This window comes from Streptomyces sp. CY-1 (genome assembly GCF_047218265.1).
Lineage (GTDB): Bacteria > Actinomycetota > Actinomycetes > Streptomycetales > Streptomycetaceae > Streptomyces > Streptomyces niphimycinicus.
The window spans coordinates 7,742,887-7,765,834 of record NZ_CP178393.1 but is presented as its reverse complement, the minus strand read 5'-3'; the positions used below and the strand labels follow the sequence as shown (position 1 = coordinate 7,765,834).

General features: G+C 70.8%; 23 protein-coding genes, 5 tRNA genes and 1 pseudogene. 6 read left to right on the top strand and 23 right to left on the bottom strand.

Going from position 1 to position 22,948, the window contains the following annotated elements; genetic code table 11:
• Nucleotides 1–179 precede the first annotated feature (179 nt).
• The 5 genes from ACK1X7_RS33480 to ACK1X7_RS33460 all read right to left on the bottom strand — a co-directional run bounded on the left by ACK1X7_RS33480 (nucleotide 180) and on the right by ACK1X7_RS33460 (nucleotide 6,773).
• Entirely contained in the window at nucleotides 180–1,304 is a 1,125-nt protein-coding gene (locus ACK1X7_RS33480; protein WP_390791912.1) for a cell division initiation protein, read from the bottom strand.
• Nucleotides 1,305–1,411: 107 nt separating this feature from the next.
• Nucleotides 1,412–1,921 carry a pantetheine-phosphate adenylyltransferase gene (gene coaD, locus ACK1X7_RS33475; protein WP_253209493.1) on the bottom strand — a complete coding sequence of 170 codons (510 nt, stop codon included), beginning with the start codon at nucleotides 1,919–1,921 and terminating at the stop codon, nucleotides 1,412–1,414.
• Complete coding sequence (rsmD, locus tag ACK1X7_RS33470; protein ID WP_382957432.1) at nucleotides 1,918–2,505, bottom strand: 16S rRNA (guanine(966)-N(2))-methyltransferase RsmD; 588 nt, start codon at nucleotides 2,503–2,505, stop codon at nucleotides 1,918–1,920. Before rsmD ends, coaD begins: the two co-directional genes overlap by 4 nt.
• 186 nt (nucleotides 2,506–2,691) lie before the next feature.
• The gene (gene recG / locus ACK1X7_RS33465; protein ID WP_385145849.1) at nucleotides 2,692–4,851 is read right to left on the bottom strand and encodes an ATP-dependent DNA helicase RecG; all 2,160 of its coding nucleotides are present in this window, start codon (nucleotides 4,849–4,851) and stop codon (nucleotides 2,692–2,694) included.
• 128 nt (nucleotides 4,852–4,979) lie between these two features.
• Nucleotides 4,980–6,773, bottom strand: a complete 1,794-nt coding sequence (locus ACK1X7_RS33460; RefSeq protein ID WP_385145837.1) for a DAK2 domain-containing protein — start codon at nucleotides 6,771–6,773, stop codon at nucleotides 4,980–4,982.
• A gap of 266 nt (nucleotides 6,774–7,039) precedes the next feature.
• On the opposite strand from ACK1X7_RS33460, the gene rpmB reads away from it, so the two are divergent.
• Entirely contained in the window at nucleotides 7,040–7,225 is a 186-nt protein-coding gene (gene rpmB, locus ACK1X7_RS33455) for a 50S ribosomal protein L28 (RefSeq protein WP_009714771.1), read from the top strand.
• A gap of 110 nt (nucleotides 7,226–7,335) precedes the next feature.
• Here the strand turns inward: rpmB and thiD are convergent, their stop codons facing one another.
• A complete protein-coding gene (thiD, locus tag ACK1X7_RS33450) occupies nucleotides 7,336–8,166 on the bottom strand; it encodes a bifunctional hydroxymethylpyrimidine kinase/phosphomethylpyrimidine kinase (protein ID WP_385145839.1) in 831 nt (276 codons plus the stop codon).
• A gap of 141 nt (nucleotides 8,167–8,307) precedes the next feature.
• The gene (locus ACK1X7_RS33445) at nucleotides 8,308–9,276 is read right to left on the bottom strand and encodes a thiamine-phosphate kinase (RefSeq protein ID WP_385145841.1); all 969 of its coding nucleotides are present in this window, start codon (nucleotides 9,274–9,276) and stop codon (nucleotides 8,308–8,310) included.
• Between the two features lie 137 nt (nucleotides 9,277–9,413).
• On the opposite strand from ACK1X7_RS33445, the gene ACK1X7_RS33440 reads away from it, so the two are divergent.
• Nucleotides 9,414–9,647, top strand: coding sequence for an Lrp/AsnC family transcriptional regulator (locus ACK1X7_RS33440; RefSeq protein WP_014055158.1), 234 nt, complete (start codon nucleotides 9,414–9,416; stop codon nucleotides 9,645–9,647).
• A 74-nt stretch (nucleotides 9,648–9,721) separates the two neighbouring features.
• Nucleotides 9,722–10,165, top strand: coding sequence for a DUF3515 domain-containing protein (locus tag ACK1X7_RS33435; protein WP_385145843.1), 444 nt, complete (start codon nucleotides 9,722–9,724; stop codon nucleotides 10,163–10,165).
• Between the two features lie 18 nt (nucleotides 10,166–10,183).
• Here ACK1X7_RS33435 and ACK1X7_RS33430 read toward each other — a convergent pair whose 3' ends face one another.
• The 3 genes from ACK1X7_RS33430 to ACK1X7_RS33420 are packed head-to-tail and all read right to left on the bottom strand — an operon-like array spanning nucleotide 10,184 to nucleotide 13,159.
• Entirely contained in the window at nucleotides 10,184–11,356 is a 1,173-nt protein-coding gene (locus ACK1X7_RS33430) for a D-alanine--D-alanine ligase family protein (RefSeq protein WP_385145845.1), read from the bottom strand.
• Between the two features lie 34 nt (nucleotides 11,357–11,390).
• A complete protein-coding gene (locus ACK1X7_RS33425) occupies nucleotides 11,391–12,392 on the bottom strand; it encodes an NAD(P)H-dependent glycerol-3-phosphate dehydrogenase (RefSeq protein WP_014055155.1) in 1,002 nt (333 codons plus the stop codon).
• The gene (locus ACK1X7_RS33420; RefSeq protein WP_385145847.1) at nucleotides 12,389–13,159 is read right to left on the bottom strand and encodes a lysophospholipid acyltransferase family protein; all 771 of its coding nucleotides are present in this window, start codon (nucleotides 13,157–13,159) and stop codon (nucleotides 12,389–12,391) included. The genes ACK1X7_RS33425 and ACK1X7_RS33420 overlap by 4 nt, the downstream gene beginning before the upstream one ends.
• Before the next feature lie 171 nt (nucleotides 13,160–13,330).
• On the opposite strand from ACK1X7_RS33420, the pseudogene cofC reads away from it, so the two are divergent.
• Nucleotides 13,331–13,945: pseudogene (gene cofC, locus ACK1X7_RS33415) on the top strand (2-phospho-L-lactate guanylyltransferase); the annotation flags it as partial.
• Nucleotides 13,946–14,235: 290 nt separating this feature from the next.
• On the opposite strand, the gene ACK1X7_RS33410 reads toward cofC, so the two are convergent.
• From ACK1X7_RS33410 to leuC, 4 genes are all read right to left on the bottom strand, one after another.
• A complete protein-coding gene (locus ACK1X7_RS33410; protein ID WP_385142657.1) occupies nucleotides 14,236–14,808 on the bottom strand; it encodes an HU family DNA-binding protein in 573 nt (190 codons plus the stop codon).
• A 125-nt stretch (nucleotides 14,809–14,933) separates the two neighbouring features.
• Entirely contained in the window at nucleotides 14,934–15,179 is a 246-nt protein-coding gene (locus ACK1X7_RS33405; protein ID WP_014055151.1) for a hypothetical protein, read from the bottom strand.
• Nucleotides 15,180–15,303: 124 nt separating this feature from the next.
• Nucleotides 15,304–15,897, bottom strand: a complete 594-nt coding sequence (gene leuD, locus ACK1X7_RS33400; RefSeq protein WP_385142660.1) for a 3-isopropylmalate dehydratase small subunit — start codon at nucleotides 15,895–15,897, stop codon at nucleotides 15,304–15,306.
• 6 nt (nucleotides 15,898–15,903) lie between these two features.
• Nucleotides 15,904–17,334, bottom strand: coding sequence for a 3-isopropylmalate dehydratase large subunit (gene leuC, locus ACK1X7_RS33395; RefSeq protein WP_398160279.1), 1,431 nt, complete (start codon nucleotides 17,332–17,334; stop codon nucleotides 15,904–15,906).
• A 142-nt stretch (nucleotides 17,335–17,476) separates the two neighbouring features.
• Between leuC and ndgR the strand changes: the two genes are divergently transcribed.
• Nucleotides 17,477–18,193: an IclR family transcriptional regulator NdgR gene (gene ndgR, locus ACK1X7_RS33390; RefSeq protein WP_216345316.1), complete on the top strand. Its 717-nt coding sequence runs from the start codon at nucleotides 17,477–17,479 to the stop codon at nucleotides 18,191–18,193.
• Nucleotides 18,194–18,203: 10 nt separating this feature from the next.
• Here the strand turns inward: ndgR and ACK1X7_RS33385 are convergent, their stop codons facing one another.
• Nucleotides 18,204–18,695, bottom strand: coding sequence for a DUF4188 domain-containing protein (locus tag ACK1X7_RS33385; RefSeq protein WP_385142665.1), 492 nt, complete (start codon nucleotides 18,693–18,695; stop codon nucleotides 18,204–18,206).
• Between the two features lie 93 nt (nucleotides 18,696–18,788).
• On the opposite strand from ACK1X7_RS33385, the gene ACK1X7_RS33380 reads away from it, so the two are divergent.
• The gene (locus ACK1X7_RS33380; protein WP_385142667.1) at nucleotides 18,789–19,430 is read left to right on the top strand and encodes a MerR family transcriptional regulator; all 642 of its coding nucleotides are present in this window, start codon (nucleotides 18,789–18,791) and stop codon (nucleotides 19,428–19,430) included.
• A gap of 51 nt (nucleotides 19,431–19,481) precedes the next feature.
• Here the strand turns inward: ACK1X7_RS33380 and ACK1X7_RS33375 are convergent.
• From ACK1X7_RS33375 to ACK1X7_RS33340, 8 genes are all read right to left on the bottom strand, one after another.
• Nucleotides 19,482–19,557 (bottom strand) — tRNA-Glu (locus ACK1X7_RS33375).
• A gap of 22 nt (nucleotides 19,558–19,579) precedes the next feature.
• A tRNA-Gln gene (locus ACK1X7_RS33370) sits at nucleotides 19,580–19,651 on the bottom strand.
• A 13-nt stretch (nucleotides 19,652–19,664) separates the two neighbouring features.
• Nucleotides 19,665–19,737, bottom strand: a tRNA-Glu gene (locus ACK1X7_RS33365).
• 31 nt (nucleotides 19,738–19,768) lie between these two features.
• A tRNA-Glu gene (locus ACK1X7_RS33360) sits at nucleotides 19,769–19,841 on the bottom strand.
• A gap of 50 nt (nucleotides 19,842–19,891) precedes the next feature.
• Nucleotides 19,892–19,963, bottom strand: a tRNA-Gln gene (locus ACK1X7_RS33355).
• A 167-nt stretch (nucleotides 19,964–20,130) separates the two neighbouring features.
• Complete coding sequence (gltX, locus tag ACK1X7_RS33350) at nucleotides 20,131–21,618, bottom strand: glutamate--tRNA ligase (protein ID WP_385142670.1); 1,488 nt, start codon at nucleotides 21,616–21,618, stop codon at nucleotides 20,131–20,133.
• Nucleotides 21,611–22,402, bottom strand: coding sequence for a fumarylacetoacetate hydrolase family protein (locus tag ACK1X7_RS33345; RefSeq protein ID WP_216345312.1), 792 nt, complete (start codon nucleotides 22,400–22,402; stop codon nucleotides 21,611–21,613). The genes gltX and ACK1X7_RS33345 overlap by 8 nt, the downstream gene beginning before the upstream one ends.
• Before the next feature lie 121 nt (nucleotides 22,403–22,523).
• Nucleotides 22,524–22,739: a hypothetical protein gene (locus ACK1X7_RS33340; RefSeq protein WP_216345311.1), complete on the bottom strand. Its 216-nt coding sequence runs from the start codon at nucleotides 22,737–22,739 to the stop codon at nucleotides 22,524–22,526.
• Nucleotides 22,740–22,948 lie beyond the last annotated feature (209 nt).

The window sequence follows — 22,948 nt, the reverse complement described above, 5'->3', positions numbered from 1 at the left end:
GGGCGTTCAGGGCTTCCTGCTTTCTACGCTGCGGCGGGCCACCCGATCATTCGCTACGAAACGGGCAGCCGAGATCGCGGACGTACACGCGACCGAAGAGCCAGGATACTGGACGGGCCGCCGTAGACCCAATCCGCCCGGTGGGGGCGGAGTTCCGGCGGCCCGAGGGGGGACGGGACCTAGCGGCCCTGCTCGTACTGGCGGAGCTGATCGAGGTCGATCATGCTCGTGTCGAACAGGCTGGTCTCGTCGAGCGCGGCGCCCGACTGCTGCTGCTGATGGTGCTCCAGCGGCTGCTGGGACTGCTGGGGCTGCTGGGGCACATAGCCCGCGTTCGGGTCGTAGCCCTGGGCCTGGGCCTGCTGCTGCCAGGCGTAGGCGTCCTGCTGATAGCCGCCCTGCATCGCGTACGGGTCCTGCTGCTGCGGTACGTACGCCTGCTGCTCCTGCTGCGGTACGTACGCCTGCTGCTGGTAGCCGTACGCATCCTGCTGCTGCTGATAGCCCGCGGTGGCGGCGTAGTACGCGGCGTCGGCGGCCGCCTGATCGGGCTGGGCCACGGGCTGGGCGACGGCCGCCTGGGACTGGGCGAGGTCCGCCAGATAGTCGTCGTCGGTGGTCCGCAGGGCCATTCCGGCCTCGTCCTGGGCCGCCATATGGGCGCCGAGCTCATCGGCGGGGCGGGCCCCGAGCAGCTTCTGGCGGCCCCGGCCGACCGCCTCCAGGGTCTTGGAGAGGACCGCCGAGACCGCCCCCAGCTTGGTGTCCACGTACTCGTCGGCGCGCTGCCGCAGGGTCGCCGGGTCGGCGCTGCGCTCCGGGCCCTCGTCGGACTGCTCGAAGCCGTCCTCGGCGCCGGGAACGCGGCCGAGCAGCTTCTCCCGGCCGCGGCCCACCGAGCCGATGGTCTTGGTGAGCACGACCTCGAAGTTGGCCAGCTTGCTGTCCACGTAGTCGTCGGCCTCGGCCCGGATCTCCTCGGCCTCCCGGCGGGCCTCGGTGAGGATCCGGTCGGCCTCCTCCTGGGACTTGCGCACCATCTCCGTGTCCGAGATCAGCGAGGCGCCCTGGGCGTGCGCGGACTCGATGATCCGCCCGGCCTCCTCGCGGGCCTCCGCCACCATCTGGTCCCGGCCGCCGATCAGCTCCTGGGCGTGGGCCAGGGAGTCCGGGAGTGCCGCGCGCACCTCTTCGAGCATGGCGAGCAGCTCGGCGCGGTTGACCACGCACGAGGCCGACATGGGCATGGACCGGGCGCCGCCGACGGTATCGACGATCTCGTCGAGCTTCTTCTGCACGTCCACTGTGGGTGCTCGCAGACTGTCTGGATGCGGATGGGAACGGAGAACGAACGGGACGACTGTACGGCGAGCGGACCGCTCCCGGACAGCCGCTGACGTCCCGTCAGCCGTTACTTCCGGCCGAGCCGCTCGGAGAGCGATTCCAGCACCACCGGGGGGACCAGGTGGGAGACGTCGCCGCCCCAGGCCGCGACCTCCTTGACCAGGCTGGAGGAGAGGAAGCTGTAGGTGGGGTTGGTGGGCACGAACAGCGTCTCCACGCCGGAGAGGCCGTTGTTCATCTGGGCCATCTGGAGCTCGTAGTCGAAGTCGCTGACGGCTCTCAGCCCCTTGACGATCGCGGGGATGTCCCGCTGCTTGCAGAAGTCGACCAGAAGTCCATGGAACGCCTCCACCTTGACGTTCCCGTACTCCTCGGTGGTCTGGCGGAGGAGATCGATCCGCTCGTCCACCGTGAACAGGCCCTGCTTCGACTTGTTGATCATCACGGCGACATGCACGACGTCATAGAGCTTGGAGGCACGGCCGATGATGTCGAGGTGTCCATTGGTGACGGGGTCGAACGACCCCGGACAGACTGCGCGGCGCAACGGAAGTTCCTCGCTCTCGGGTCCGGTCATGACGCGTTCTCGCACGTCGAGGCGGCGCGACCGTACCAAAGCGTGCCCTCGCCGTACCGACGGGCCCGTAGCCCCTCGAATCCGGCAGGCCACACGAACTCCCCACCTCGTGTGCTGCGCTCAACGGTGACCAGCGCGTCGGCCGCTAGCCAGCCATTCCCCAGGAGTGTGAGGAGGATCTCGCGGAGTTCGCCGTCGGTGACGGCGTAGGGCGGGTCCAGGAAAACGACGTCGTACGGGCCGGTGACGGGGGCCTGTCCGGTGATGGTCTGTTCGGCCTTGCCGGTGCGCAGCTCCGCGCCGGGCAGACCGAGCGCCCGGACGTTCTGACGGATCGTGCGGGCCGCCCGCGGATCGGACTCGACCAGCAGCACATGGCCGGCGCCGCGGGACAGCGCCTCCAGGCCGACCGCGCCGGAGCCGCCGTACAGGTCGAGGACGCGGGCTCCGTCCAGCGAGCCGAGCAGCGACTCCCAGGTGGAGAACAGGCCCTCGCGCGCCCGGTCCGAAGTGGGTCGGGTGCCGTTTCCCGGCGGCACGGCCAGGCGGCGTCCGCCGGCCGCTCCGGCGATCACGCGGGTCATGAGTGTTGGCAGTCCTTCGCGGTGGTCGGGGCCGCGGCGCACCTCGCCCGTCCGGGCGGGGCCGCCGCACCTCCACGATATGGCGTACGGCGGCGGGCGGTGGCCGCGCGCTCCGATCGCGGGGTCCGGCCCCGTCCTCGGCGCCCGTCCCGGCCCTCGTCCCAGCCCTCTGTTCCGGCCCTTGTCTCAGCCCTTGTCGAGGTACTCCTCGCGCTCCTTGTCCAGCAGGGCGTCCAGCGCGGTGCGCAGCTCGGGGTATCCGGCCAGCTCCGGGTCGTCGGCGACGATCGCGGTCGCCTCCTCCCGGGCCGCCGCGATGACCTCCTCGTCGTCGATGACGGCGAGGACCCGCAGCGAGGAGCGGACCCCGGACTGGGCCTGGCCGAGCACATCGCCCTCCCGGCGCTGCTCCAGGTCGATCCGGGACAGCTCGAAGCCGTCGAGCGTGGCCGCGACCGCGCCCAGCCGCGACCGGGCGGGGCTGGCCTCGGGCATGTCGGTCACCAGCAGGCACAGCCCGGCGGCCGAGCCACGGCCGACGCGGCCGCGCAACTGGTGCAACTGGGAGACGCCGAACCGGTCGGCGTCCATGATCACCATGGCGGTGGCGTTGGGGACGTTCACACCGACCTCGATGACGGTCGTGGCGACCAGGACGTCCACCTCGCCCGCGGCGAAGCGGCGCATCACATCGTCCTTGGCCTCGGGCTGCATCCGCCCGTGCAGCACCTCCACCCGCAGACCGCTCAGCGGGCCCTTGGTGAGCTGCTCGGCGACCTCGACGACGGCCAGCGGCGGGCGCTTCTCGGCCTCGTCCTCGGGGGACGGGCCCGCGGCGCCCTTGGGCGTCTCCCCCTCGTCGCCGATGTCGTCCCCGATCCGCGGGCACACCACATACCCCTGGTGCCCGGCCGCCACCTCCTCGCGCACCCGCTCCCAGGCGCGGGTCAGGAAGTGCGGCTTGTCCTTGGCGGGCACCACATGGGAGGCGATCGGGGAGCGGCCGGAGGGCAACTGGTCCAGGACGGAGGTCTCCAGATCGCCGAAGACGGTCATGGCGACGGTGCGCGGGATCGGGGTGGCCGTCATCACCAGCAGATGCGGGGGCTGCTTGCCCTTGGAGCGCAGGGCGTCGCGCTGCTCGACCCCGAAGCGGTGCTGCTCGTCGACGACCACCAGCCCCAGGTCGTGGAACTGGACCTTGTCCTCGATCAGGGCATGGGTGCCGATCACGATCCCGGCCTCGCCGGTGACCAGGTCCAGCAGCGCCTGACGGCGGGCCGCGGCGCCCATGGAACCGGTGAGCAGCACCACCTTGGTGCCCTGCTCCGCGCCCCCGAGCATGCCTCCCTCGGCCAGCTCCCCCATCATCTCGGTGATCGAGCGGTGGTGCTGCTGGGCGAGCACTTCGGTGGGCGCGAGCATCGCCGCCTGTCCCCCGGCGTCCACGACGCCGAGCATCGCGCGCAGCGCGACCATGGTCTTGCCGGAGCCGACCTCGCCCTGGAGCAGCCGGTGCATGGGGTGGTCGGTGGCCAGGTCGGCGAAGATCTCCTCGCTGACCCGGCGCTGGCCGTCGGTGAGGGTGAACGGCAGCCGGGCGTCGAAGGCGGTCAGCAGCCCGTCCGGGACGGGCTTGCGGGGCGCCGCGGGCAGTTGGGCCTCGGCCCGGCGGCGCCGGGCGAGCGCCACCTGGAGGACGAACGCCTCGTCCCACTTCAGGCGGTCCCGGGCCATGGCGATATCGGTCTTGGTGGCGGGTCGGTGGATCTTGCGCAGCGCCTCGGGGAGCGTGGCCAGCCCCCGGCCCTCGCGGAGGCTGTCGGGCAGTGGGTCGACGAGCCCGGCCAGCGCGGCCTCCTCGTGGCCGGCCGGGCCCAGCACGGTGTCGACGGCCTGCTGGATCTGCCAGGACTCCATCTGCTTGCACGCCGGATACAGCGGCAGGAGCTGATGGGCGAACGCCTCCACGGCCTCCGCGCCGCTCTCCGCGCCCAGCGCCTTGAACTCCGGATGGGCCAACTGCCGCTTGCGGTTGAAGACCGAGACCTTCCCGGCGAACATCGCGCGAGTGCCGGGCTGGAGCTCCGCCCGCGGCTTGTGCACACCCTTGCCGAAGAAGACGAGCTGGAGACGGCCGCTGCCGTCGGTGATGGTGACCTCCAGCCGGCGGCCCCGGCCGCCGTTGAACGTGTGCACCCGGGCGTCGGCGACCTGCGCCACCACGGTCACATGCTCATCCAGGGGCAGATCGGACAGCCGGGTCAGCTCACCTCGCTCCGCGTACCGCCGCGGGTAGTGGTGCAGCAGATCGCCGACGGTGTGCAGGTCGAGGTGGTCGGCCATCACCTTCGCGGTGTTGCCGCCCAGGACCTTCTTCAGTGGTTCATCCAGCACGGGCACTCGTCCATTGCACACCACGGCAGTGACAAAGCGGGTGACGAGCGGGGTGATTCAGCGGCCGGCCGCCGGTCTCATTCGATGCCTATGATCAGCGGCGCGGTGGGCTGACCGCCGTGGTAGACGACCGTGTCCACGGCGAAGTGCCCCTCCCGCACATGCCGCTCCAGCCGCTCGGCGACCTCCTCCGGCAGGCCCGCGCCCAGCACCAGCGTGACCATCTCGCCGCCCGAGGCCAGCATCCGGTCCAGCACCGTCTCGGCGGTCGCGGTCAGTTCCGACCCGATCACCGCCACATCGCCGTCGATCATGCCCAGGACGTCCCCGGCCTGGCACACCCCGGCCATGGTCCAGGACTGGCGCTCGGCGACGGCCAGTTCCGCGTAGCGGGTGGCGCCCGCGGCCGAGGTCATGGCCACCACGTCCTCGTCGAAGCTGCGGCCGGGCTCGTGGACGGCGAGCGCGGCGATGCCCTGGACGGCGGAGCGGGTGGGGATCACCGCGACCCGTACGCCCTCGGCGCGGGCCTGGGCGGCGGCCGCGGCGGCCGTATGGCGCAGCTCGGCGTCGTTCGGCAGCAGCACGACCTCCCGGGCACCGGCCCGGCGGACCGCGTCGACCAGTTCACCGCTGCCGGGCGGCTCCCCGGGGCGGGTGGCGACCGCGGTCGCGCCCGCCTCGGCGCACAGCGCGGCCAGCCCGTCCCCGGGGACGACGGCGACCACGGCACGGCCCGTGCGCTCGGTGCGCGGGCCGCCCGTGGGGCCCTTGGTGCCGGGCTGATCCGGCAGGACGACGGCCGGGCCCGGCCGGTCCGGGCCGTCGGCGCCCGCCTTACGGGCGGCGGCGCCGTCGAAGTGGGTGATCCGGATGCGGTAAGGGCGACCGGCCTGGATGCCCGCCTCCACGGCCGCCCCCGCGTCGTCCACATGGACGTGCACATTCCACAGGCCGTCGCCGCCGACGATCACCAGGGAGTCGCCCAGGGCGTCCAGCCGCTCCCTCAGGGCGGCCACGGCCATCTCGCCGGCCTCCAGGAGGTAGATCACCTCGAAGGCGGGCCCACCTGCCGCGGCGCTGTCGGCGGGACAGCCCGCGGGGTCCTGCCCATGCGTCCCGGCGGGCGCCAAGTCACGCGCCGGGACGTCACGCGTCAGGCCGTCATCGCGCGAGCGGACGGGCGCGAGCGCCGCGGGAGCCTCGCCCGACAGCGCCTCGGCGAGCCCGCCCAGGACCGTCACCAGGCCGTAGCCGCCCGCGTCGACCACCCCCGCGCGGGCGAGGACGTCGAGCTGGCCGGGGGTGGCCTGGAGCGCCGTCCGGGCGCCCTCGTAGGCGGCGCGGGCCACCGTGGCGGCGTCGCCCGTGGCGCGCTCCGCGCCCTCAGCGGCGGCCACGGCGACCGTAAGGACGGTGCCTTCGACGGGGTGGGCGACGGCCAGGTAGGCGAGGTCGGCCGCGCGCCGCAGCGCCAGCCGCAGCCCGTCCGCCTCGTCCGCTCCCGGGCTCCCCTGCGCCGGGACCCCCTGCGCCGGACCGTCGGCCAGGACGTCCGCCATGCCGCGCAGAAGCTGCGCCAGGATCGTCCCGGAGTTGCCCCGCGCGCCGATCAGCGCGCCATGGGCCATGGCGCGCACCACATCGGCGAGGGTGGGGCGGGAGGCGGCGGCCGAGGCCGCGTGGCCGTCGAAGGCGGCGTCGACGGCCCGGGCGGCGGACTCGACGGTCAGATACAGATTGGTGCCGGTGTCCCCGTCCGCGACCGGATAGACGTTGATCGCGTCGATGTCCGCGCGGGCCCGGCCCAGCGCGTCCAGCGCGAGCCCGCACCAGGTCCGTACCGCATCGGCGTCGAGCGTGTGCGGCACGTAACGTCCTCCTCGGAGGGTGCTGGGGCGGGGGGCGGGCATCGCGTCACCGCAGGGTAGTCGCCGCCCTCGGCGGGTGCCGGGCCAGCCATGATAGTTTCGTTGTACGGGAGTGGCCGTTGTATGCTGCTCCGGTTGCCCGATGCGAATCGGGCCATTCCCCCCAGGCGCCGCCGATCTTCCACGATCCAGGCAACGTCCGGGGCATCCGTTCAGTGTCCTGTCTCCTCGCGGGAAGCGAGGGTGACCCGTCTTTGGAGTAACCCGTGGCTGCCAACTGCGACGTCTGCGGCAAGGGGCCGGGCTTCGGCAACAACATCTCGCACTCGCACCGCCGCACCCGCCGTCGTTGGAACCCCAACATCCAGACGGTGCGCGCTGTGGTCGGTCGTACCCCGAAGCGGCTCAACGTCTGCACCTCGTGCATCAAGGCCGGCAAGGTTTCGCGCTAGTCGTCTAGTCGCACGGCCTCCCCGCGCGAGCGGGAACCGGTACGCCGAGGCCGGTCCACCATGGATGTGGACCGGCCTTTTCGCGTGCCCTTACGCACGCACCGCGTCCGTCATCCCCGCAACCACCCGTGGTCGACCGGGCCGATGCCCGCGCCCAGGGGGAAGCCCGCCGCGATGGCGCCCGTGACGTACTCCTTGGCCGCCGTGACGGCCTGAGGGACCTCGTATCCGCCCGCCAGATATGTGGCGATCGCCGCGGCGAGGGTGCATCCCGTGCCGTGCGTATGGCGGTTGTCGTGGCGGGGCGCCCGCAGCCAGTGCTCCTCGGTGCCGTCCGTGAGCAGATCCACCGCCTCGCCGCCGGGCAGATGGCCGCCTTTGATCAGCGCCCAGCGCGGGCCATGGCCCAGCACCGCCCCGGCCGCCCGCCGCTGATCGTCCTCCGACTCCACCCGGACGCCGGTGAGCTGGGCCACCTCGTCCAGGTTGGGCGTGGCGACGGTCGCGGTCGGCAGCAGCTTCGTACGGACCGCGTCGAGCGCCTCGGTGGCCAGCAGCGGGTCACCGTGCTTGGAGACCCCGACCGGATCGACGACCACCGGCGCGGGCAGCTCCGCGAGCAGCGCGGCAACGGTCTCGACCAGTTCGGCGGTCGCCAGCATGCCGGTCTTGACCGCCTGGACGCCGATGTCGTCGGCCACACTCCGGAACTGGGCCCGTACGGCCTCGGCGGGCAGCTCCCAGGCGCCCTGGACGCCCAGGGAGTTCTGCGCCGTCACCGCGGTGATCACGCTCATGCCGTGGGCGCCCAGGGCCAGCATGGTCTTCAGATCGGCCTGGATACCCGCACCGCCGCCGGAGTCCGATCCGGCGACGGTGAGGACGCGCACGGGCGCCGAGCCGCCATGGGAGGGGCGGGGGATACGAGGAGGCTGGACCATGGGGCCGAATCTACTCGCCGCCCCCGCGCCCCCGATGTCCCCCCTCGCGCCCTTACCGCCGACGCGGGCTCCCTGCCAACGACTCGACGCCCTTACGGCGGACTCGACGCCCTTACCGCCGACTCGGCGTCGCCCTTACCGTCACTCGGCACCGTTACTGTCGCCGAAGTGGTCCCACCCGCCATGGGCCCAGGGGGCTCCGTCGACCGTCACCTGGGGCAGCGCCGAGGGGTTCAGCACCTCGCCGATCACCTTCCAGCGGGCCGGCAGCTTGGCGTCGGGCGGGAAGGTGGCCACGATCGCGTGGTCCTCTCCCCCGCTGAGCACCCACTGAAGCGGATCGACGCCCACCGCCTGGCCGATGTCCGACATCTGCGAGGGGATGTCGATGTCCCCCGAGCGCAGATCGATACGGACCTTGCTGGCCTCCGCGATATGCCCGAGGTCGGCCACCAGCCCGTCGCTCACATCGGTCATGGCCGTCGCGCCGAGCCCGGCGGCGGCGGGACCTGCGTGGTACGGCGGCTCCGGCCGGCGGTGCGCCTCGACGAAGGCCCGCGGCGAGCGGAAGCCGCGTGAGAGCACCGCGTGTCCGGCCGCCGACCATCCCAGCCACCCGGTGACGGCGACAACATCGCCGGGCTGGGCACCGGATCGGGTGACCGGCTCATGGTTGCGCAGATCGCCCAGGGCGGTGATGGCCACGGTGATGGTGTCCCCGCGCACCACATCGCCGCCGACCACGGCCGCGCCCGCGACCTGGCATTCGTCGCGGATGCCGTCCATCAGCTCGGCCGGCCAGGTCACCGGCAGATCGGCCGGGACCACCAGGCCGAGCAGCAGCGCGGTCGGCACCGCGCCCATGGCCGCGATGTCGGCCAGGTTCTGGGCCGCGGCCTTACGGCCGACGTCATAGGCGGTGGACCAGTCCCTGCGGAAGTGCCTGCCCTCCAGCAGAACGTCCGTACTGGCCACAACCCTCCGGTCGGGCGCGGCCACGACCGCGGCATCGTCACCGGGCCCCAACCTCACCGCCGGGGTGGTGGTGAGCCGGGAGGTGAGCTCTCTGATGAGCCCGAACTCCCCCAACTCGCCCACGGTGCCCTTCATCCCATCGCCCCTTCGTGCTCGTGGCCGCTTGCCCGCCGCGCCGCGCTCCCCGCGCGGGTCTCCCCGCGCCGCATGGCGACGCGGTACCGTGGCGTCCCTTCTCCCCACATGATCCTCGTAGCCGCCCTGGAGGTTCCGTGGTACAGGCGTACATCCTGATCCAAACCGAGGTCGGCAAGGCCTCGACCGTGGCCGACGTCATCGCCAAGCTCCCCGGGGTGATACAGGCGGAGGACGTCACGGGCCCTTACGACGTGATCGTCCGCGCCCAGGCCGACACGGTCGATGAACTCGGCCGCATGGTGGTCGCGAAAGTCCAGCAAGTCGAAGGCATCACTCGTACCCTGACCTGCCCGGTCGTCCATCTCTAGCTCCCCCGTATGCTCGGCGGGTGAATTGCGCACACCGTAGTCTCACCCGAAGGCTCGTTCCGCTCTCCGCCACCATGGCGCTGGCCCTGGTGCCGCTGGCCGGTTGCTCCTTCATCGGGGATTCCGACGACAGCGTGGCGCTCGCGGTTCCCTCGCCGTCCGCACAGGCGGCGGCGGTGTGCCGGGCGCTCCACAAGGAACTCCCCAGCACCGTGAACGGGCTGAAGCAGGGCACCGCCAAGCCCGCCTCGGACTACACAGCCGTGTGGGGGGACCCCGCCGTGCAACTGCGCTGCGGGGTCCCCCGGCCGGCGGCCATGGGCTCCACGACCGATTCGGCCGGGGTGAACGGCGTCGAGTGGCTGCCGGAGAAGCGAAAGGACGGCTACCGCTTCACCACCGTACTGCGCCGGGCGTATGTCGAGGTGACCGTGCCCAAGAAGTACGCCCCCGAGATCAACGCCCTGATCGACTTCGCCAAGGCCGTCAAGAAGACGGTGCCCAAGGGCGTGGCCTAGGGGCTGGGGGCCCGGGCCCTAGCGCAGCCCCGTCGAGCGGCGCAGCGCGGCCTGAAGCAGCCGGTCCACCAGCTCGGGGTAGCTCACACCGCTCTCCTGCCACATGCGCGGGTACATCGAGATCGGGGTGAAGCCGGGCATGGTGTTGATCTCGTTGATCACGAACTCGCCGCTGTCCAGCAGGAAGAAGTCGGCCCGGACCAGCCCCTCGCAGGACGCCGCGTCGAAGGCGGCCACCGCCAGCTCCTGTACCCGCCGGGTCTGCTCCTCGGTGAGCGGCGCGGGCACGATACCGGCCGCCGAGTCGATGTACTTCGCCTCGAAGTCGTAGAAGGCGTGGGAGGAGACCGGCGGGATCTCGGCGGGCAGGCTGGCGCGCGGCCCGTCCTCGTACTCCAGCACCCCGCATTCGATCTCGCGGCCGCGCAGCAGCGCCTCCACGATGACCTTCGGGTCGTGGCGCCGGGCCTCCTCGATGGCCTCGTCCAGCTCGGCCGGGCCCTCGACCTTGGTGATGCCGATGGACGAGCCGGCCCGCGCGGGCTTCACGAAGAGCGGCCAGCCGTGCTCCGCGGCGAACTCCACGATCCTGCGGCGGGCGGCGGAAGGTTCCTGCTGCCACTCCCGGGGGCGGATCACCTCGTACGGGCCGACGGGCAGCCCGAAGGAGACGAACACCCGCTTCATGTACTCCTTGTCCATGCCCACGGCGGAGGCGAGCACCCCGGCGCCCACATACGGCACCCCGGACAGCTCCAGCAGCCCCTGGAGGGTGCCGTCCTCGCCGTACGGGCCGTGCAGCATGGGGAAGACGACGTCGACGTCGCCCAGCGCCTTGGGCACCGACCCCGGCTCGCTGTAGACGACCTCGCGGTTCCCCGGGTCGACCGGGAGGACGACCGAACCCTCGCCGGACTCGGCGAGCCGTTCGACGCTGGGCAGCTCGCGGCCCGCGATGCCCATCCGCTCGGGCTCGTCCGCGGTCAGCGCCCAACGGCCGTCAGCGGTGATGCCGATCGGCAGCACGTCGTACTTCTCGCGGTCGATGGCGCGCAGCACGGCGCCCGCGGTGACCACCGAGATGGCGTGCTCGGAGCTGCGGCCGCCGAAGACGACGGCGACGCGCGGCTTGTGCCGCTCGTCTCCGGAAGAAGCCGGGACAGGGCCTGGGGAAGGGGTCTGGCTGCTCATATCGCGTTGAGGTTACCTTGCGGTCCGCGTGGCGTCAGTGCCGCTCGGCCTTGGCGCTGCGGGACATCAGCTCTTTGAGTGCGACAAGCGGCTGTTTGCCGTCGTGCACGATCTCGACGACGGTCTCGGTGATGGGCATGTCGACGTCGAAGCGGCGGGCGAGATCCAGCACGGACTCGCACGACTTGACGCCCTCCGCGGTCTGCTTGGTGACCGCGATGGTCTCCTCCAGTGTCATCCCGCGTCCCAGGTTGGTGCCGAAGGTGTGGTTGCGGGAGAGCGGGGAGGAGCAGGTGGCGACGAGGTCGCCCATGCCCGCAAGGCCCGCGAAGGTGTGCGCGTCGGCGCCCATCGCCAGGCCCAGTCGGGTCGTTTCGGCGAGGCCACGGGTGATGAGCGACGCCTTGGTGTTGTCGCCGAGCCCCATGCCGTCGGCGATGCCCACGGCCAGCGCGATGACGTTCTTCACCGCGCCGCCCAGCTCGCAACCGACCACATCGGTGTTGGTGTACGGGCGGAAGTACGCGGTGTGGCAGGCGGTCTGGAGGCGGCGGGCCACGCTCTCGTCGGGGCAGGCCACCACGGAGGCGGCCGGCTGCCGGGCGGCGATCTCCTTGGCCAGGTTGGGCCCGGTGAGCACCGCGACGCGCTCCGCGGGCGCCTTGGCGACCTCCTGGACGACCTCGCTCATCCGCTTGGCCGTCCCGAGTTCGACGCCCTTCATCAGGGAGACCAGCACGGTGTCAGCGGCCAGCAGCGGGGCCCATTCGGAGAGGTTGCCGCGCAGCGTCTGGGAGGGCACCGAGAAGACGGTGAACTCCGCGCCGGCCGCGGCCTCGGCCGGGTCGGTGGTGGCCCGCACGCCGTCGGGGAGCCGCACCCCGGGGAAGTAGTCGGGATTGGTGCGGCCGGTGTTGATGGCCTCGACGACACCGGGCCGGCGGCCCCACAGCGTCACCTCGCAGCCGGCGTCGGCGAGCACCATCGCGAAGGCGGTGCCCCAGGAGCCGGTGCCGAAGACGGCGCAGCGCGTCACTTGCTCTCCTCATCGGCCAGCGGGAGCGGCGGGCCGTCGGTGCTGGTGCTGGTACTGGTACTGGTGGGCCGCTCGGGCCGGTGAACGGGCGCGGGCTCGCCGCGCACCTCGGAGAGGAGGTCGGTGATGGCTTCCATGATGACGTCGGTGGCCGCTCGGAGGACCTCCGCGGTGGGCTCCTGGCCGTAGAACCCGGACAGGTCCACCGGCGGGCCGGCGAGCACCTTGAGGGTCTTGCGCGGGAAGAGGCGGACCCGTTTCTTCTTGGCGTACGGCGGCACGGCCTCGTTGGCGCCCCACTGGGCGACGGGGATGACGGGGGCCTTGGTGACCAGCGCGACCCGCGCGGCGCCGGTCTTTCCGCGCATGGGCCACATGTCGGGGTCGCGGGTGAGGGTGCCCTCGGGGTAGAAGGCCACGCACTCGCCCTTGTTGATGGCGTCCACGGCGGCCCGGAAGGCGTTGGCGGCGTCGGTGGACTCGCGGTAGACGGGGATCTGGCCGGTGCCGCGGAGCATGGCGCCCATGAAGCCGCCCCGGAAGAGGGCGGCCTTGGCGAGGAAGCGCGGCACCCTGCCGGTGTTGTACTGGAAGTGCGCGTAGGAGAGGGGGTCGAGATACGAGTTGTGATTGATCGCGGTGATAAATCCACCGTCGGCCGGAATGTGCTCCATTCCGTGCCAGTCCCGCTTGAACAGAACCACCAGCGGCGGTTTGCACAAGACCGCTGCCGTGCGGTACCAGAAGCCGATTCTGCGGCCGGACACTCGGAACATCCTCTCTTGGACCCTGCTGACCTGCTGGCTTGCTGTCGTCCCCGGCAGCCGCACAAGTGTCGCTCCAGGCAACCTGTCTGTCGAGAACACCGTAACCCCGCACGTCTTCGGCGAGCCCGGCAGCAGGTCAGAATGAGGCCCGTGGGAAGAAACGGAGCCCCTGTGACCTGGACCCTCGTGGTGCCGCTGAAGCCCTTGTCACGGGCGAAGACCAGGCTCTCCGACGCCGCGGGGGACGGCCTGCGGGCCTCGCTCGCGCTGGCGTTCGCTCAGGACACGGTGGACGCGGCGCTGGCGAGCCGCTGGGTGCGGGGGGTGACCGTCGTCACCGACGACCCGCTCGCCGGACGTGAGCTCTCCGCCCTCGGCGCCCGGATCCTGCCCGACTCCCCGGGGCGCGGGCTGAACGCGGCGCTGGCGCACGGCGCCCTCGCCGTCCGCGGGGAGCGCCCGGGGGCCGCCGTGGCGGCGATGAACGCCGATCTCCCGGCGTTGCGGACCGTGGAGCTCGATCTGGTGCTCGAGGCCGCTTCCGGCTTCTCTCGCGCCTTTCTGGCGGATGCCGCGGGGGTGGGCACGACTCTCCTCTCGGCGGCGCCCGGCGCCGATCTGGCACCCGCCTTCGGGGGGCCCTCACGGGCCCGGCACCGGGCATCGGGGGCGCGGGAGATCGAGTTGGCGGGGGTGGACTCGGTGCGGCGCGACGTGGACACGGCCGGGGATCTGCGCGCGGCGGTGGCCCTGGGCGTGGGCGCCCGCACCAGGGCTAGGCTGGCGGACATGCAGGGAACCGCCTATACGTACGACCCCGAGACCCGCGCCGGCAGCGTGCTGCTCGACGACGGCACCCCGCTGCCGTTCGACACCGCGGCCTTCGACGCCGGGGGGCTGCGGATGCTGCGCCCGGGCCAGCGGGTGCGGATCGAGGTGGCGGGCGAGGGCGAGCAGCGCCGGGTCGTCTTCGTCACGCTCCAGACGTTCTGAACGGCGCGGACAGCACCGCGGGCCGGGCTCCCTCGGGGAGCCCGGCCCGGCGCGTGAACAGTGCGGCGCCTGTGCGCCGCCGGCTAGCGCTTCCTGGCGGTGGTCTTCTTCGTGGTGGTCTTACGGGCGCTCGTCTTGCGCGCCGGGGCCTTCTTGGCGGCGGCCTTGGCGGTCGCCTTCTTGGCCGTCGTCTTCTTGGCGGGGGCCTTCTTGGCGGCGGCCTTGGCCGGGGCCTTCTTGGCCGTCGCCTTCTTGGCCGTCGTCTTCTTCGCGGGAGCCTTCTTGGCGGTCGCCTTCTTGGCCGCGGCCTTCTTCGCGGCGACCTGGAGGCTGCCCTTGGGAGCCTTCTTCACGGCGACCTCACCGCCGCGCGGGAGCTTCTTGGAGCCGCTCACCAGGTCCTTGAACCCCTGACCGGCACGGAAGCGGGGCACCGAGGTCTTCTTGACCCTCACGCGCTCCCCGGTCTGCGGGTTACGGGCGTACCGGGCCGGCCGTTCCACCTTCTCGAACGAACCAAATCCAGTGACTGAAACTCGCTCCCCGGCGACGACCGCCCGGACGATGGCGTCCAGAACTGCGTCGACGGCCTCGGCGGCCGACTGACGGCCGCCGACCTTGTCGGCAATCGCTTCTACGAGCTGCGCCTTGTTCACGTCTTCCCCTTCGGAGACATTGCCGGAATCAATGTGTTCAAGCCTTTTCGCACGTTAGGCAGATATATACCGCAAATCAAACACGAAACGGGCTAATCACCCTTGTGCCGCAACGCACTCGATCGTCACGGACTTCCGTCGGTGTCGGGATCTTGGGGGAAACGGCCCTCGTCGAGGTCGTTCATCAACCGCTCCAGACGCTTTGCCGCATCTGCGAGATCGTGTTTCGCCGCTGAGGTGATGACCAGCAGCTTCCGGGACAGCGCCATCCGTACGCCCTCCGGGACTTGCAGTGCGCGCACCCTTGCGTGCGCTTCCTTGAGCCGGTCGGCGACGATGCCGTAGAGCTCGAGTTGGCCGTCGCGTTCCATGCACTGATTGTGCCATCTGAGGCGAGTTGTCGCTTCACGGGGCCTCAACATGCCGATGCGCCGCCGGTCCGAGGACCGGCGGCGCATCTTGCCAAACCCGCTCTGTACAGGGAGAACCGGGGGGTCAGACCTCCACCGTGCTCGGCTTGAAGGAGGGACGACGCGCCTCGTACGCGGCGATGGATTCGTCCTCCCTGAGGGTGAGGCTGATGTCATCCAGCCCCTCCAGGAGTCGCCACCGGGCATTCTCGTCAAGCTCAAAATCAGCCGTGATGCCCTCGGCTCGAACCTGGCGGTCGACGAGGTCCACGGTGACCTCCGCGGTGGGGTCCGCCTCGACCAGCTTCCACAGCCGGTCCACGGTCTCCTGCGGCAGGACGACGGTCAGCAGCCCGTTCTTGAGGGAGTTGCCGCGGAAGATGTCGGCGAAGCGGGACGAGACGACGGCCTTGAAGCCGTAGTTCTGAAGCGCCCATACCGCGTGCTCGCGCGAGGAGCCGGTGCCGAAGTCGGGACCGGCGACCAGCACCGTCCCACCCTTGTACGCGGCCGAGTTGAGCACGAACTCCGGGTCCTTGCGCCAAGCCTCGAAAAGTCCGTCCTCGAAGCCGTCGCGGGTGACCTTCTTGAGCCAGTGCGCCGGGATGATCTGGTCCGTGTCCACATTGCTGCGGCGCAGCGGAACGGCCCGGCCGGTGTGCGTGGTGAATGCTTCCATGACTGCTCAGGCCCCCACGGGAGTCGATACGGCCGCGTCGGACAGATCGGCGGGCGAGGCCAGATGGCCCAGCACCGCGGTGGCGGCGGCCACCTGCGGCGAGACCAGATGGGTCCGGCCGCCCTTGCCCTGCCGCCCCTCGAAGTTGCGGTTGGACGTGGACGCCGAGCGCTCACCGGGCGCGAGCTGGTCGGGGTTCATGCCCAGACACATCGAACAGCCCGCATGCCGCCATTCGGCGCCGGCGGCGGTGAACACCTTGTCCAGCCCCTCCTCGACCGCCTGGAGGGCGACCCGCACCGAGCCGGGGACCACCAACATCCGTACGCCGTCGGCCACCGAGCGGCCGGACAGCACCGAGGCGGCGGAGCGCAGGTCCTCGATCCGGCCGTTGGTGCAGGAACCGACGAAGACCGTGTCCACCGCGATGTCGCGCAGCGGCTGACCTGCCGTCAGACCCATGTACTCCAGGGCCTTCTCGGCGGCGAACTGCTCGCTGGCGTCCTCGAAGGAGGCCGGGTCCGGGACCGACTCCGACAGCGGAGCGCCCTGGCCGGGGTTGGTGCCCCAGGTGACGAACGGGGCGAGCCCGGTGGCGTCGATGACGACCTCATGGTCGAAGACCGCGTCGTCGTCGCTGCGCAGGGTGCGCCAGTACGCGACGGCCGCGTCCCAGTCGTCGCCCTGGGGGGCGTGCGGGCGGCCCTCCAGATAGGCGAAGGTCGTCTCGTCCGGGGCGATCATGCCCGCGCGGGCGCCCGCCTCGATGGACATGTTGCACACGGTCATCCGGGCCTCCATCGAGAGCTTCTCGATGGCGGAGCCGCGGTACTCGATCACATAGCCCTGGCCGCCGCCGGTGCCGATCTTCGCGATGATCGCCAGGATCAGGTCCTTGGCGGTGACGCTCTCGGGCAGCTCGCCCTCGACGGTGATCGCCATGGTCTTGAACGGCGCGAGCGGCAGCGTCTGGGTCGCCAGCACATGCTCGACCTGGCTGGTGCCGATGCCGAACGCGAGCGCGCCGAAGGCGCCGTGGGTCGAGGTGTGGCTGTCACCGCAGACCACGGTCGTACCGGGCTGGGTCAGTCCGAGCTGCGGTCCCACCACGTGGACGACGCCCTGCTCGACATCGCCGAGCGGGTGCAGCCGGACACCGAACTCCGCGCAGTTCTTGCGCAGCGTCTCCAACTGGGCGCGGGAGACGGGGTCCGCGATCGGCTTGTCGATGTCGAGGGTGGGGGTGTTGTGGTCCTCGGTCGCGAGGGTGAGATCGGTACGACGGACCATGCGGCCGGCCTTGCGCAGGCCGTCGAACGCCTGCGGGCTGGTCACCTCGTGCAGCAGGTGCAGATCGATGAAGAGAAGGTCGGGCTCGCCTTCGGCGTGCCGGACGACATGATCGTCCCAGACCTTCTCCGCGAGTGTCCGTCCCATCGCATTCCCTCCGACCGGCGCCAGTGCCGGCCCAACTTGTCTCGACTGCGCGCCCTGGTCTGCGGGCCCGCCATTTACAGGGTCGCGGGTCTCCCCGGAAAATGAACTTGCGTTTCACAGTGTGAGACGCGAGTATCGTTTCATGGACAACTCTAGCGGCGTCGGCGTTCTCGACAAGGCGGCTCTGGTATTGAGCGCCCTGGAGTCCGGCCCGGCCACCCTCGCCGGACTGGTCGGGGCGACCGGTCTCGCCCGCCCCACGGCACACCGGCTCGCGGTCGCACTCGAGCACCACCGGATGGTGGCGCGTGACATGCAGGGACGCTTCATTCTGGGCCCCCGCCTGGCCGAGCTGGCGGCGGCGGCGGGCGAGGACCGGCTGCTCGCCACGGCCGGTCCGGTGCTCACCCATCTCCGGGATGTGACCGGCGAGAGCGCGCAGCTCTACCGGCGCCAGGGAGACATGCGCATCTGTGTCGCCGCGGCCGAGCGGCTGTCCGGACTGCGGGACACCGTGCCGGTCGGCTCCACCCTCCCCATGAAGGCCGGCTCGGCCGCCCAGGTCCTGATGGCCTGGGAGGAGCCGGAGCGGCTGCACCGCGGACTGCAAGGAGCCCGCTTCACCGCCACGGCCCTGTCGGGCGTACGACGGCGGGGCTGGGCCCAGTCGATCGGCGAGCGGGAGCCCGGCGTGGCGTCCGTCTCCGCGCCGGTGCGCGGCCCGTCCAACCGCGTGGTCGCCGCCGTCTCGGTCTCCGGACCGATCGAGCGGCTGACCCGCCACCCGGGCCGGATGCACGCCCAGGCCGTCATCGACGCGGCGGCGCGCCTGACCGACGCGCTGCGCCGAGGGAATTGATCACGTCCCGTTACGCGCTCTTCAGGCTCAGCCGGTCGGCCGCGCGGTCACCGCGGCGGCCGACCGGGACCACCCCGGTGGCCTCGCCCAGGCCGAACGCCGGCATGTTGAGGTAGATCGCCTCATGCGCCCCGGCCGGTACGACATAGGTCTCGTGCCAGAAGCCGACCTTGCCCCGGCCCTCCCGCATCCGGCGGTTGAACGCCGCCCAGGCGGGACGGTGCTCCTTGTCCTGGGCCGACGCGTACTCCAGCAGCTTCTCGTGCGAGTCCCAGTACTGGACGACATAGAGCACCCGGGGCGCGCCGAACAGGAGCTGACAGCCCAGCATCCCGCTCCCCTTGTCCCGCGACAGCTCACGGAGCATCCGCGGCATCGCCCTGAAGACCGGCAGCCAGCTTCGCAGCGCACGGAAGCGGTTGATGCGCATGCCGATCAGAAAGACGGTGACCTCCCCCTCGGCCTCGGCGGTCATACGGCCGGCGAACAGCTCGGTACCCATGGTGATCCCCTTGCCCCACGACGGGATAGTCTTGGATAGCGGCGCTATCCATTACTTGGATAGTGCCACTCTCCAACGGAAGGTGCAACAGGGATGCGACTGGCGGAGCTCAGCGAGCGCAGCGGAGTGCCCACCGCGACGATCAAGTACTACCTGCGCGAGCGGCTGCTGCCGCCGGGAGAGCGGATCACCGCCACCAAGTCCGAGTACGGCGAGGAGCATCTGCGCCGGCTGCGGCTGGTGCGTTCGCTGATCCAGGTCGGCCGGATGCCGGTGGCGACGGCGCGCGAGGTGCTGGAGGCCGCCGAGGACGAGTCGCTCAGTCAGAACGCCCGGATGGGAGCCGCGGTGTGGGCACTGCCGCACGGCGCCGAGCCCGATGAGGACGATCCGCACGCGGCGCGGGCCCGGGAGCAGGTGGACACCGTGCTGCGGCGGATGGACTGGTCCCACGGCCAGGAGCTGGGCGACACCTCCCCCGCCTACCGGATGCTGGTCGCGGCCATCGCCTCGCTGGACCGCCTGGGATATCCCCATGACACCGAGCATCTGCTGGTGCACGCCCGGCTGGCGGGTGAACTGGCCGTCGCCGACCTGGACCTGGTGGAGACCTACGACACCCCGCCCGAGCGGATCGACGCGGTGGTGGCGCTGACGGTGCTCTATGAGCCGGTGCTGCTCAGCCTGCGGCGGCTCGCGCAAACCGAGGAATCCGGGCGCCGCTTCGCGGAGTGAGCCATGGCCGGGGCACGAAAAAGCCCCCCGCTGTCGCGGAGGGCTTTTCGCTGGTACCCCCGACCGGATTCGAACCGGCGCTACCGCCTTGAGAGGGCGGCGTGCTAGGCCGCTACACAACGGGGGCCTGAATCAGCACAGGTGCTGCGCTGGGCTACCAGGACTCGAACCTAGACTAAATGAACCAGAATCACTCGTGCTGCCAATTACACCATAGCCCATGGTATAGACCAGTACCCCCGACCGGATTCGAACCGGCGCTACCGCCTTGAGAGGGCGGCGTGCTAGGCCGCTACACAACGGGGGCCCTAGCGATCTCCGTCTTTCGAAGAGATCCGTACCCCCGACCGGATTCGAACCGGCGCTACTGCCTTGAGAGGGCAGCGTGCTAGGCCGCTACACAACGGGGGCTTGGTCCTGCTTTGATCAAGAGATCCATCACTCATCCGACGGATCTCTTGCTGGGGTACCAGGACTCGAACCTAGACTAAGTGAACCAGAATCACTCGTGCTGCCAATTACACCATACCCCACCAAAACGCCACCCCCATAAGGGGTTTTGTTTGGCTTGCGCCCCGGTCCGGCCTCTCGGCCCGCCCGTCCGGCGCAGGAAGAACATTACCCGATGGTGGACGGGCCACCAAAACGAGTATCACCGCGAGTGGCGCCGCCTCACAGGCCCAGGCAGCGCCCCGCACGGCTATCCGGCCAGCTTCGCCAGCGCCGCGTCCACACGGGCCAGGGTGCGCTCGCGGCCCAGGACCTCCAGGGACTCGAACAGCGGCAGTCCGACCGTGCGGCCGGTGACCGCGACCCGCAGCGGTGCCTGGGCCTTGCCCAGTTTGAGGCCGTGCTCCTCGCCGGCCGCGAGGACCGCGGCCTTCAGGGTCTCGGCATCCCAGTCCGCCTCGGCGAGCCGGGTACGGACCGAGGCCAGCAGCGCGTCGGCGCCCGGCTTCATGGCCTTGGCCCAGGACGCCTCGTCCTGGGCGGGCTCGTCCAGGAAGAGGAAGTCCACGTTCGCGGTGATGTCGGACAGGACCGTCAGCCGGGTCTGGGCCAGCGGGGCCAGCGCCGCGAAGCCGTCCGCGTCGAAGGCGTCCGGGGACCAGGGCGCGTGCGGGGCCTTCAGCCAGGGCTCGCACGCCTCGATGAACGCCTTCACATCCAGCAGCCGGATGTGGTCCGCGTTGATCGCCTCGGCCTTCTTGAGGTCGAACCGCGCCGGGTTGGCGTTCACCCCCGAGATGTCGAACGCCTCGACCATCTCCGCCAGCGAGAAGACGTCCCGGTCGGAGGAGAGCGACCAGCCCAGCAGGGAGAGGTAGTTGAGCAGCCCCTCGGGGAGGAAGCCGCGCTCCCGGTAGAGGTTCAGCGAGGACTGCGGATCGCGCTTGGAGAGCTTCTTGTTGCCCTCGCCCATGACATACGGGAGATGGCCGAACGCGGGCACCTCGCCGGAGCCCACACCGATCTCGGCGAGCGCCCGGTAGAGCCCGATCTGCCGCGGGGTGGAGGAGAGCAGATCCTCGCCGCGCAGCACATGCGTGATCTCCATCAGCGCGTCGTCCACGGGGTTGACGAGCGTGTACAGCGGCGCGCCGTTGGCCCGCACGATGCCGTAGTCCGAGACGTTCTCGGGGGTGAAGGTCAGCTCACCGCGCACCAGGTCGGTGAAGGTGATCGGCTCGTCCGGCATCCGGAAGCGCACGATCGAGACGCGCCCCTCGGCCTCGTACGCGGCGATCTGCTCGGCGGTCAGGGTGCGGCAGGTGCCGTCGTAACCGGAGGGGCGGCCGGCCTTGCGGGCCGCCTCGCGGCGCTCCTCCAGCTCCTCGGCGGTGCAGTAGCAGCGGTAGGCGTGGCCCGCCTCCAGCAGCTTGTCCGCGACCTCGCGGTAGATGTCCATCCGCTGCGACTGGCGGTAGGGCGCGTGCGGTCCGCCGACCTCGGGGCCCTCGTCCCAGTCGAAACCCAGCCAGCGCATGGCGTCCAGGAGCTGTGTGTAGGACTCCTCGGAGTCGCGCGCGGCGTCGGTGTCCTCGATGCGGAACACCATGGTGCCGCCGTGGTGACGGGCGAAGGCCCAGTTGAACAGGGCCGTGCGGACCAGGCCGACATGGGGGTTGCCGGTCGGCGAGGGACAGAAACGAACTCGCACGGGGGCGGAGGGGGATGCGCTAGCCACGCTTGATCACCTTGTTGGTGAGAGTGCCGATGCCTTCGATGGTGACGGCGACCTCGTCGCCGACGGAGAGCGGGCCGACGCCCGCCGGAGTGCCGGTGAGTACGACGTCGCCGGGGAGCAGCGTCATCGCCTCGGTGATGTGCACGATCAGATCCTCGATCGGGCGCACCATCTCGCTCGTCCGGCCGAGCTGACGCTGCTCGCCGTTGACGGTGCACATGATGCCGAGATCGGCGGCGCGCGTCAGGTCGATATCGGTCTCCACCCAGGGGCCCAGCGGGCACGAGGTGTCGAAGCCCTTGGCCCGCGCCCACTGCTTCTCGCTCCGCTGGGCGTCGCGGGCCGTGATGTCGTTGCCGCAGGTGTAGCCGAGGATGACGTCCTTGACGCGCTCACGCGGAACCTCACGGCACATCCGTCCGATCACCACGGCCAGCTCGGCCTCGTAGTGCACCTCGGAGGAGAAGGAGGGATAGGTGACGGGGTCGCCGGGGCCGATCACGGAGGTGGACGGCTTGAAGAAGACGACCGGGACCTCGGGGACCTCGTTGCCCAGCTCCGCCGCGTGCTCGGCGTAGTTGCGCCCGATTCCGACGACCTTGTTCGGCAGGACGGGCGGCAGCAGCCGGACCTTGCTCAGCGGGACCTTCTGGCCCGAGCGCTCGAATTCGGCGAAGGGGTGGCCCTTGATGATGTCGATGACGGGGCCGTCCTGATCGGACGGCTCACCCTCCACCACGCCGAAGGCGACGTTGCCGTCGATGGAGAATCTGGCGATGCGCACGGGAAGCCTTGGCTCCTTGACTGAACTCGCTGGAGACTGACGCTCCAGGCTATCGCTCCGCGTCCCGCGCGCCGCCGTCCCGCCTGCCGGGAGTGGTGGCGTCCGCCACAGCCCCGGCGGATCAGTGGCCCGGGGCCTCGGTCAGCACGGTGCGCTTGGGGTTCGCGGTCCGGTTCGGCAGGTCGACGCGGTGCTCCGACTGCTCCTCGGGCGCGGCCGGCAGGTCGCCGGCGTCCTTGATGTCCTGGGCCTCTCCCAGCTCTTGGACGTCCTTGAGATGGGCCAGGGTGGTGCGCCGCGGGTTGGCTATGGAGTGGAACATCATCGTCGTCTTCACTGGGTTTACGCCTCGTTCTTGTCGTCCGTACCGGCTGTGTAAAGCGTCAGGCTAGAGGCGGCCTTGCCCATGGAATCGCAGGAAAAGTCACCGTCAGCATGTGATATTGCTCACGAATGATCAGGCAAAAGCCGCATAGGAGACAGTTGCGCAATCGCCCTAAACGGACATCGCCTACCTGAACGCGACGTTCCGCTCTTGATCATCGC

Excerpts from the sequence above, each read along its gene's own strand:
- ACK1X7_RS33435 (WP_385145843.1), top strand. The coding sequence starts at position 9,722 with ATGGCGCTGGCCCTGGTGCCGCTGGCCGGTTGCTCCTTCATCGGGGAT.
- ACK1X7_RS33385 (WP_385142665.1), bottom strand. The coding sequence starts at position 18,695 with ATGGGTACCGAGCTGTTCGCCGGCCGTATGACCGCCGAGGCCGAGGGG.
- ndgR (WP_216345316.1), top strand. The coding sequence starts at position 17,477 with ATGGACAACTCTAGCGGCGTCGGCGTTCTCGACAAGGCGGCTCTGGTA.
- ACK1X7_RS33405 (WP_014055151.1), bottom strand. The coding sequence starts at position 15,179 with ATGGAACGCGACGGCCAACTCGAGCTCTACGGCATCGTCGCCGACCGG.
- recG (WP_385145849.1), bottom strand. The coding sequence starts at position 4,851 with ATGGCCGACCACCTCGACCTGCACACCGTCGGCGATCTGCTGCACCAC.
- leuD (WP_385142660.1), bottom strand. The coding sequence starts at position 15,897 with ATGGAAGCATTCACCACGCACACCGGCCGGGCCGTTCCGCTGCGCCGC.
- ACK1X7_RS33380 (WP_385142667.1), top strand. The coding sequence starts at position 18,789 with ATGCGACTGGCGGAGCTCAGCGAGCGCAGCGGAGTGCCCACCGCGACG.
- thiD (WP_385145839.1), bottom strand. The coding sequence starts at position 8,166 with ATGGTCCAGCCTCCTCGTATCCCCCGCCCCTCCCATGGCGGCTCGGCG.
- leuC (WP_398160279.1), bottom strand. The coding sequence starts at position 17,334 with ATGGGACGGACACTCGCGGAGAAGGTCTGGGACGATCATGTCGTCCGG.
- ACK1X7_RS33445 (WP_385145841.1), bottom strand. The coding sequence starts at position 9,276 with ATGAAGGGCACCGTGGGCGAGTTGGGGGAGTTCGGGCTCATCAGAGAG.
- coaD (WP_253209493.1), bottom strand. The coding sequence starts at position 1,921 with ATGACCGGACCCGAGAGCGAGGAACTTCCGTTGCGCCGCGCAGTCTGT.
- ACK1X7_RS33430 (WP_385145845.1), bottom strand. The coding sequence starts at position 11,356 with ATGAGCAGCCAGACCCCTTCCCCAGGCCCTGTCCCGGCTTCTTCCGGA.
- rsmD (WP_382957432.1), bottom strand. The coding sequence starts at position 2,505 with ATGACCCGCGTGATCGCCGGAGCGGCCGGCGGACGCCGCCTGGCCGTG.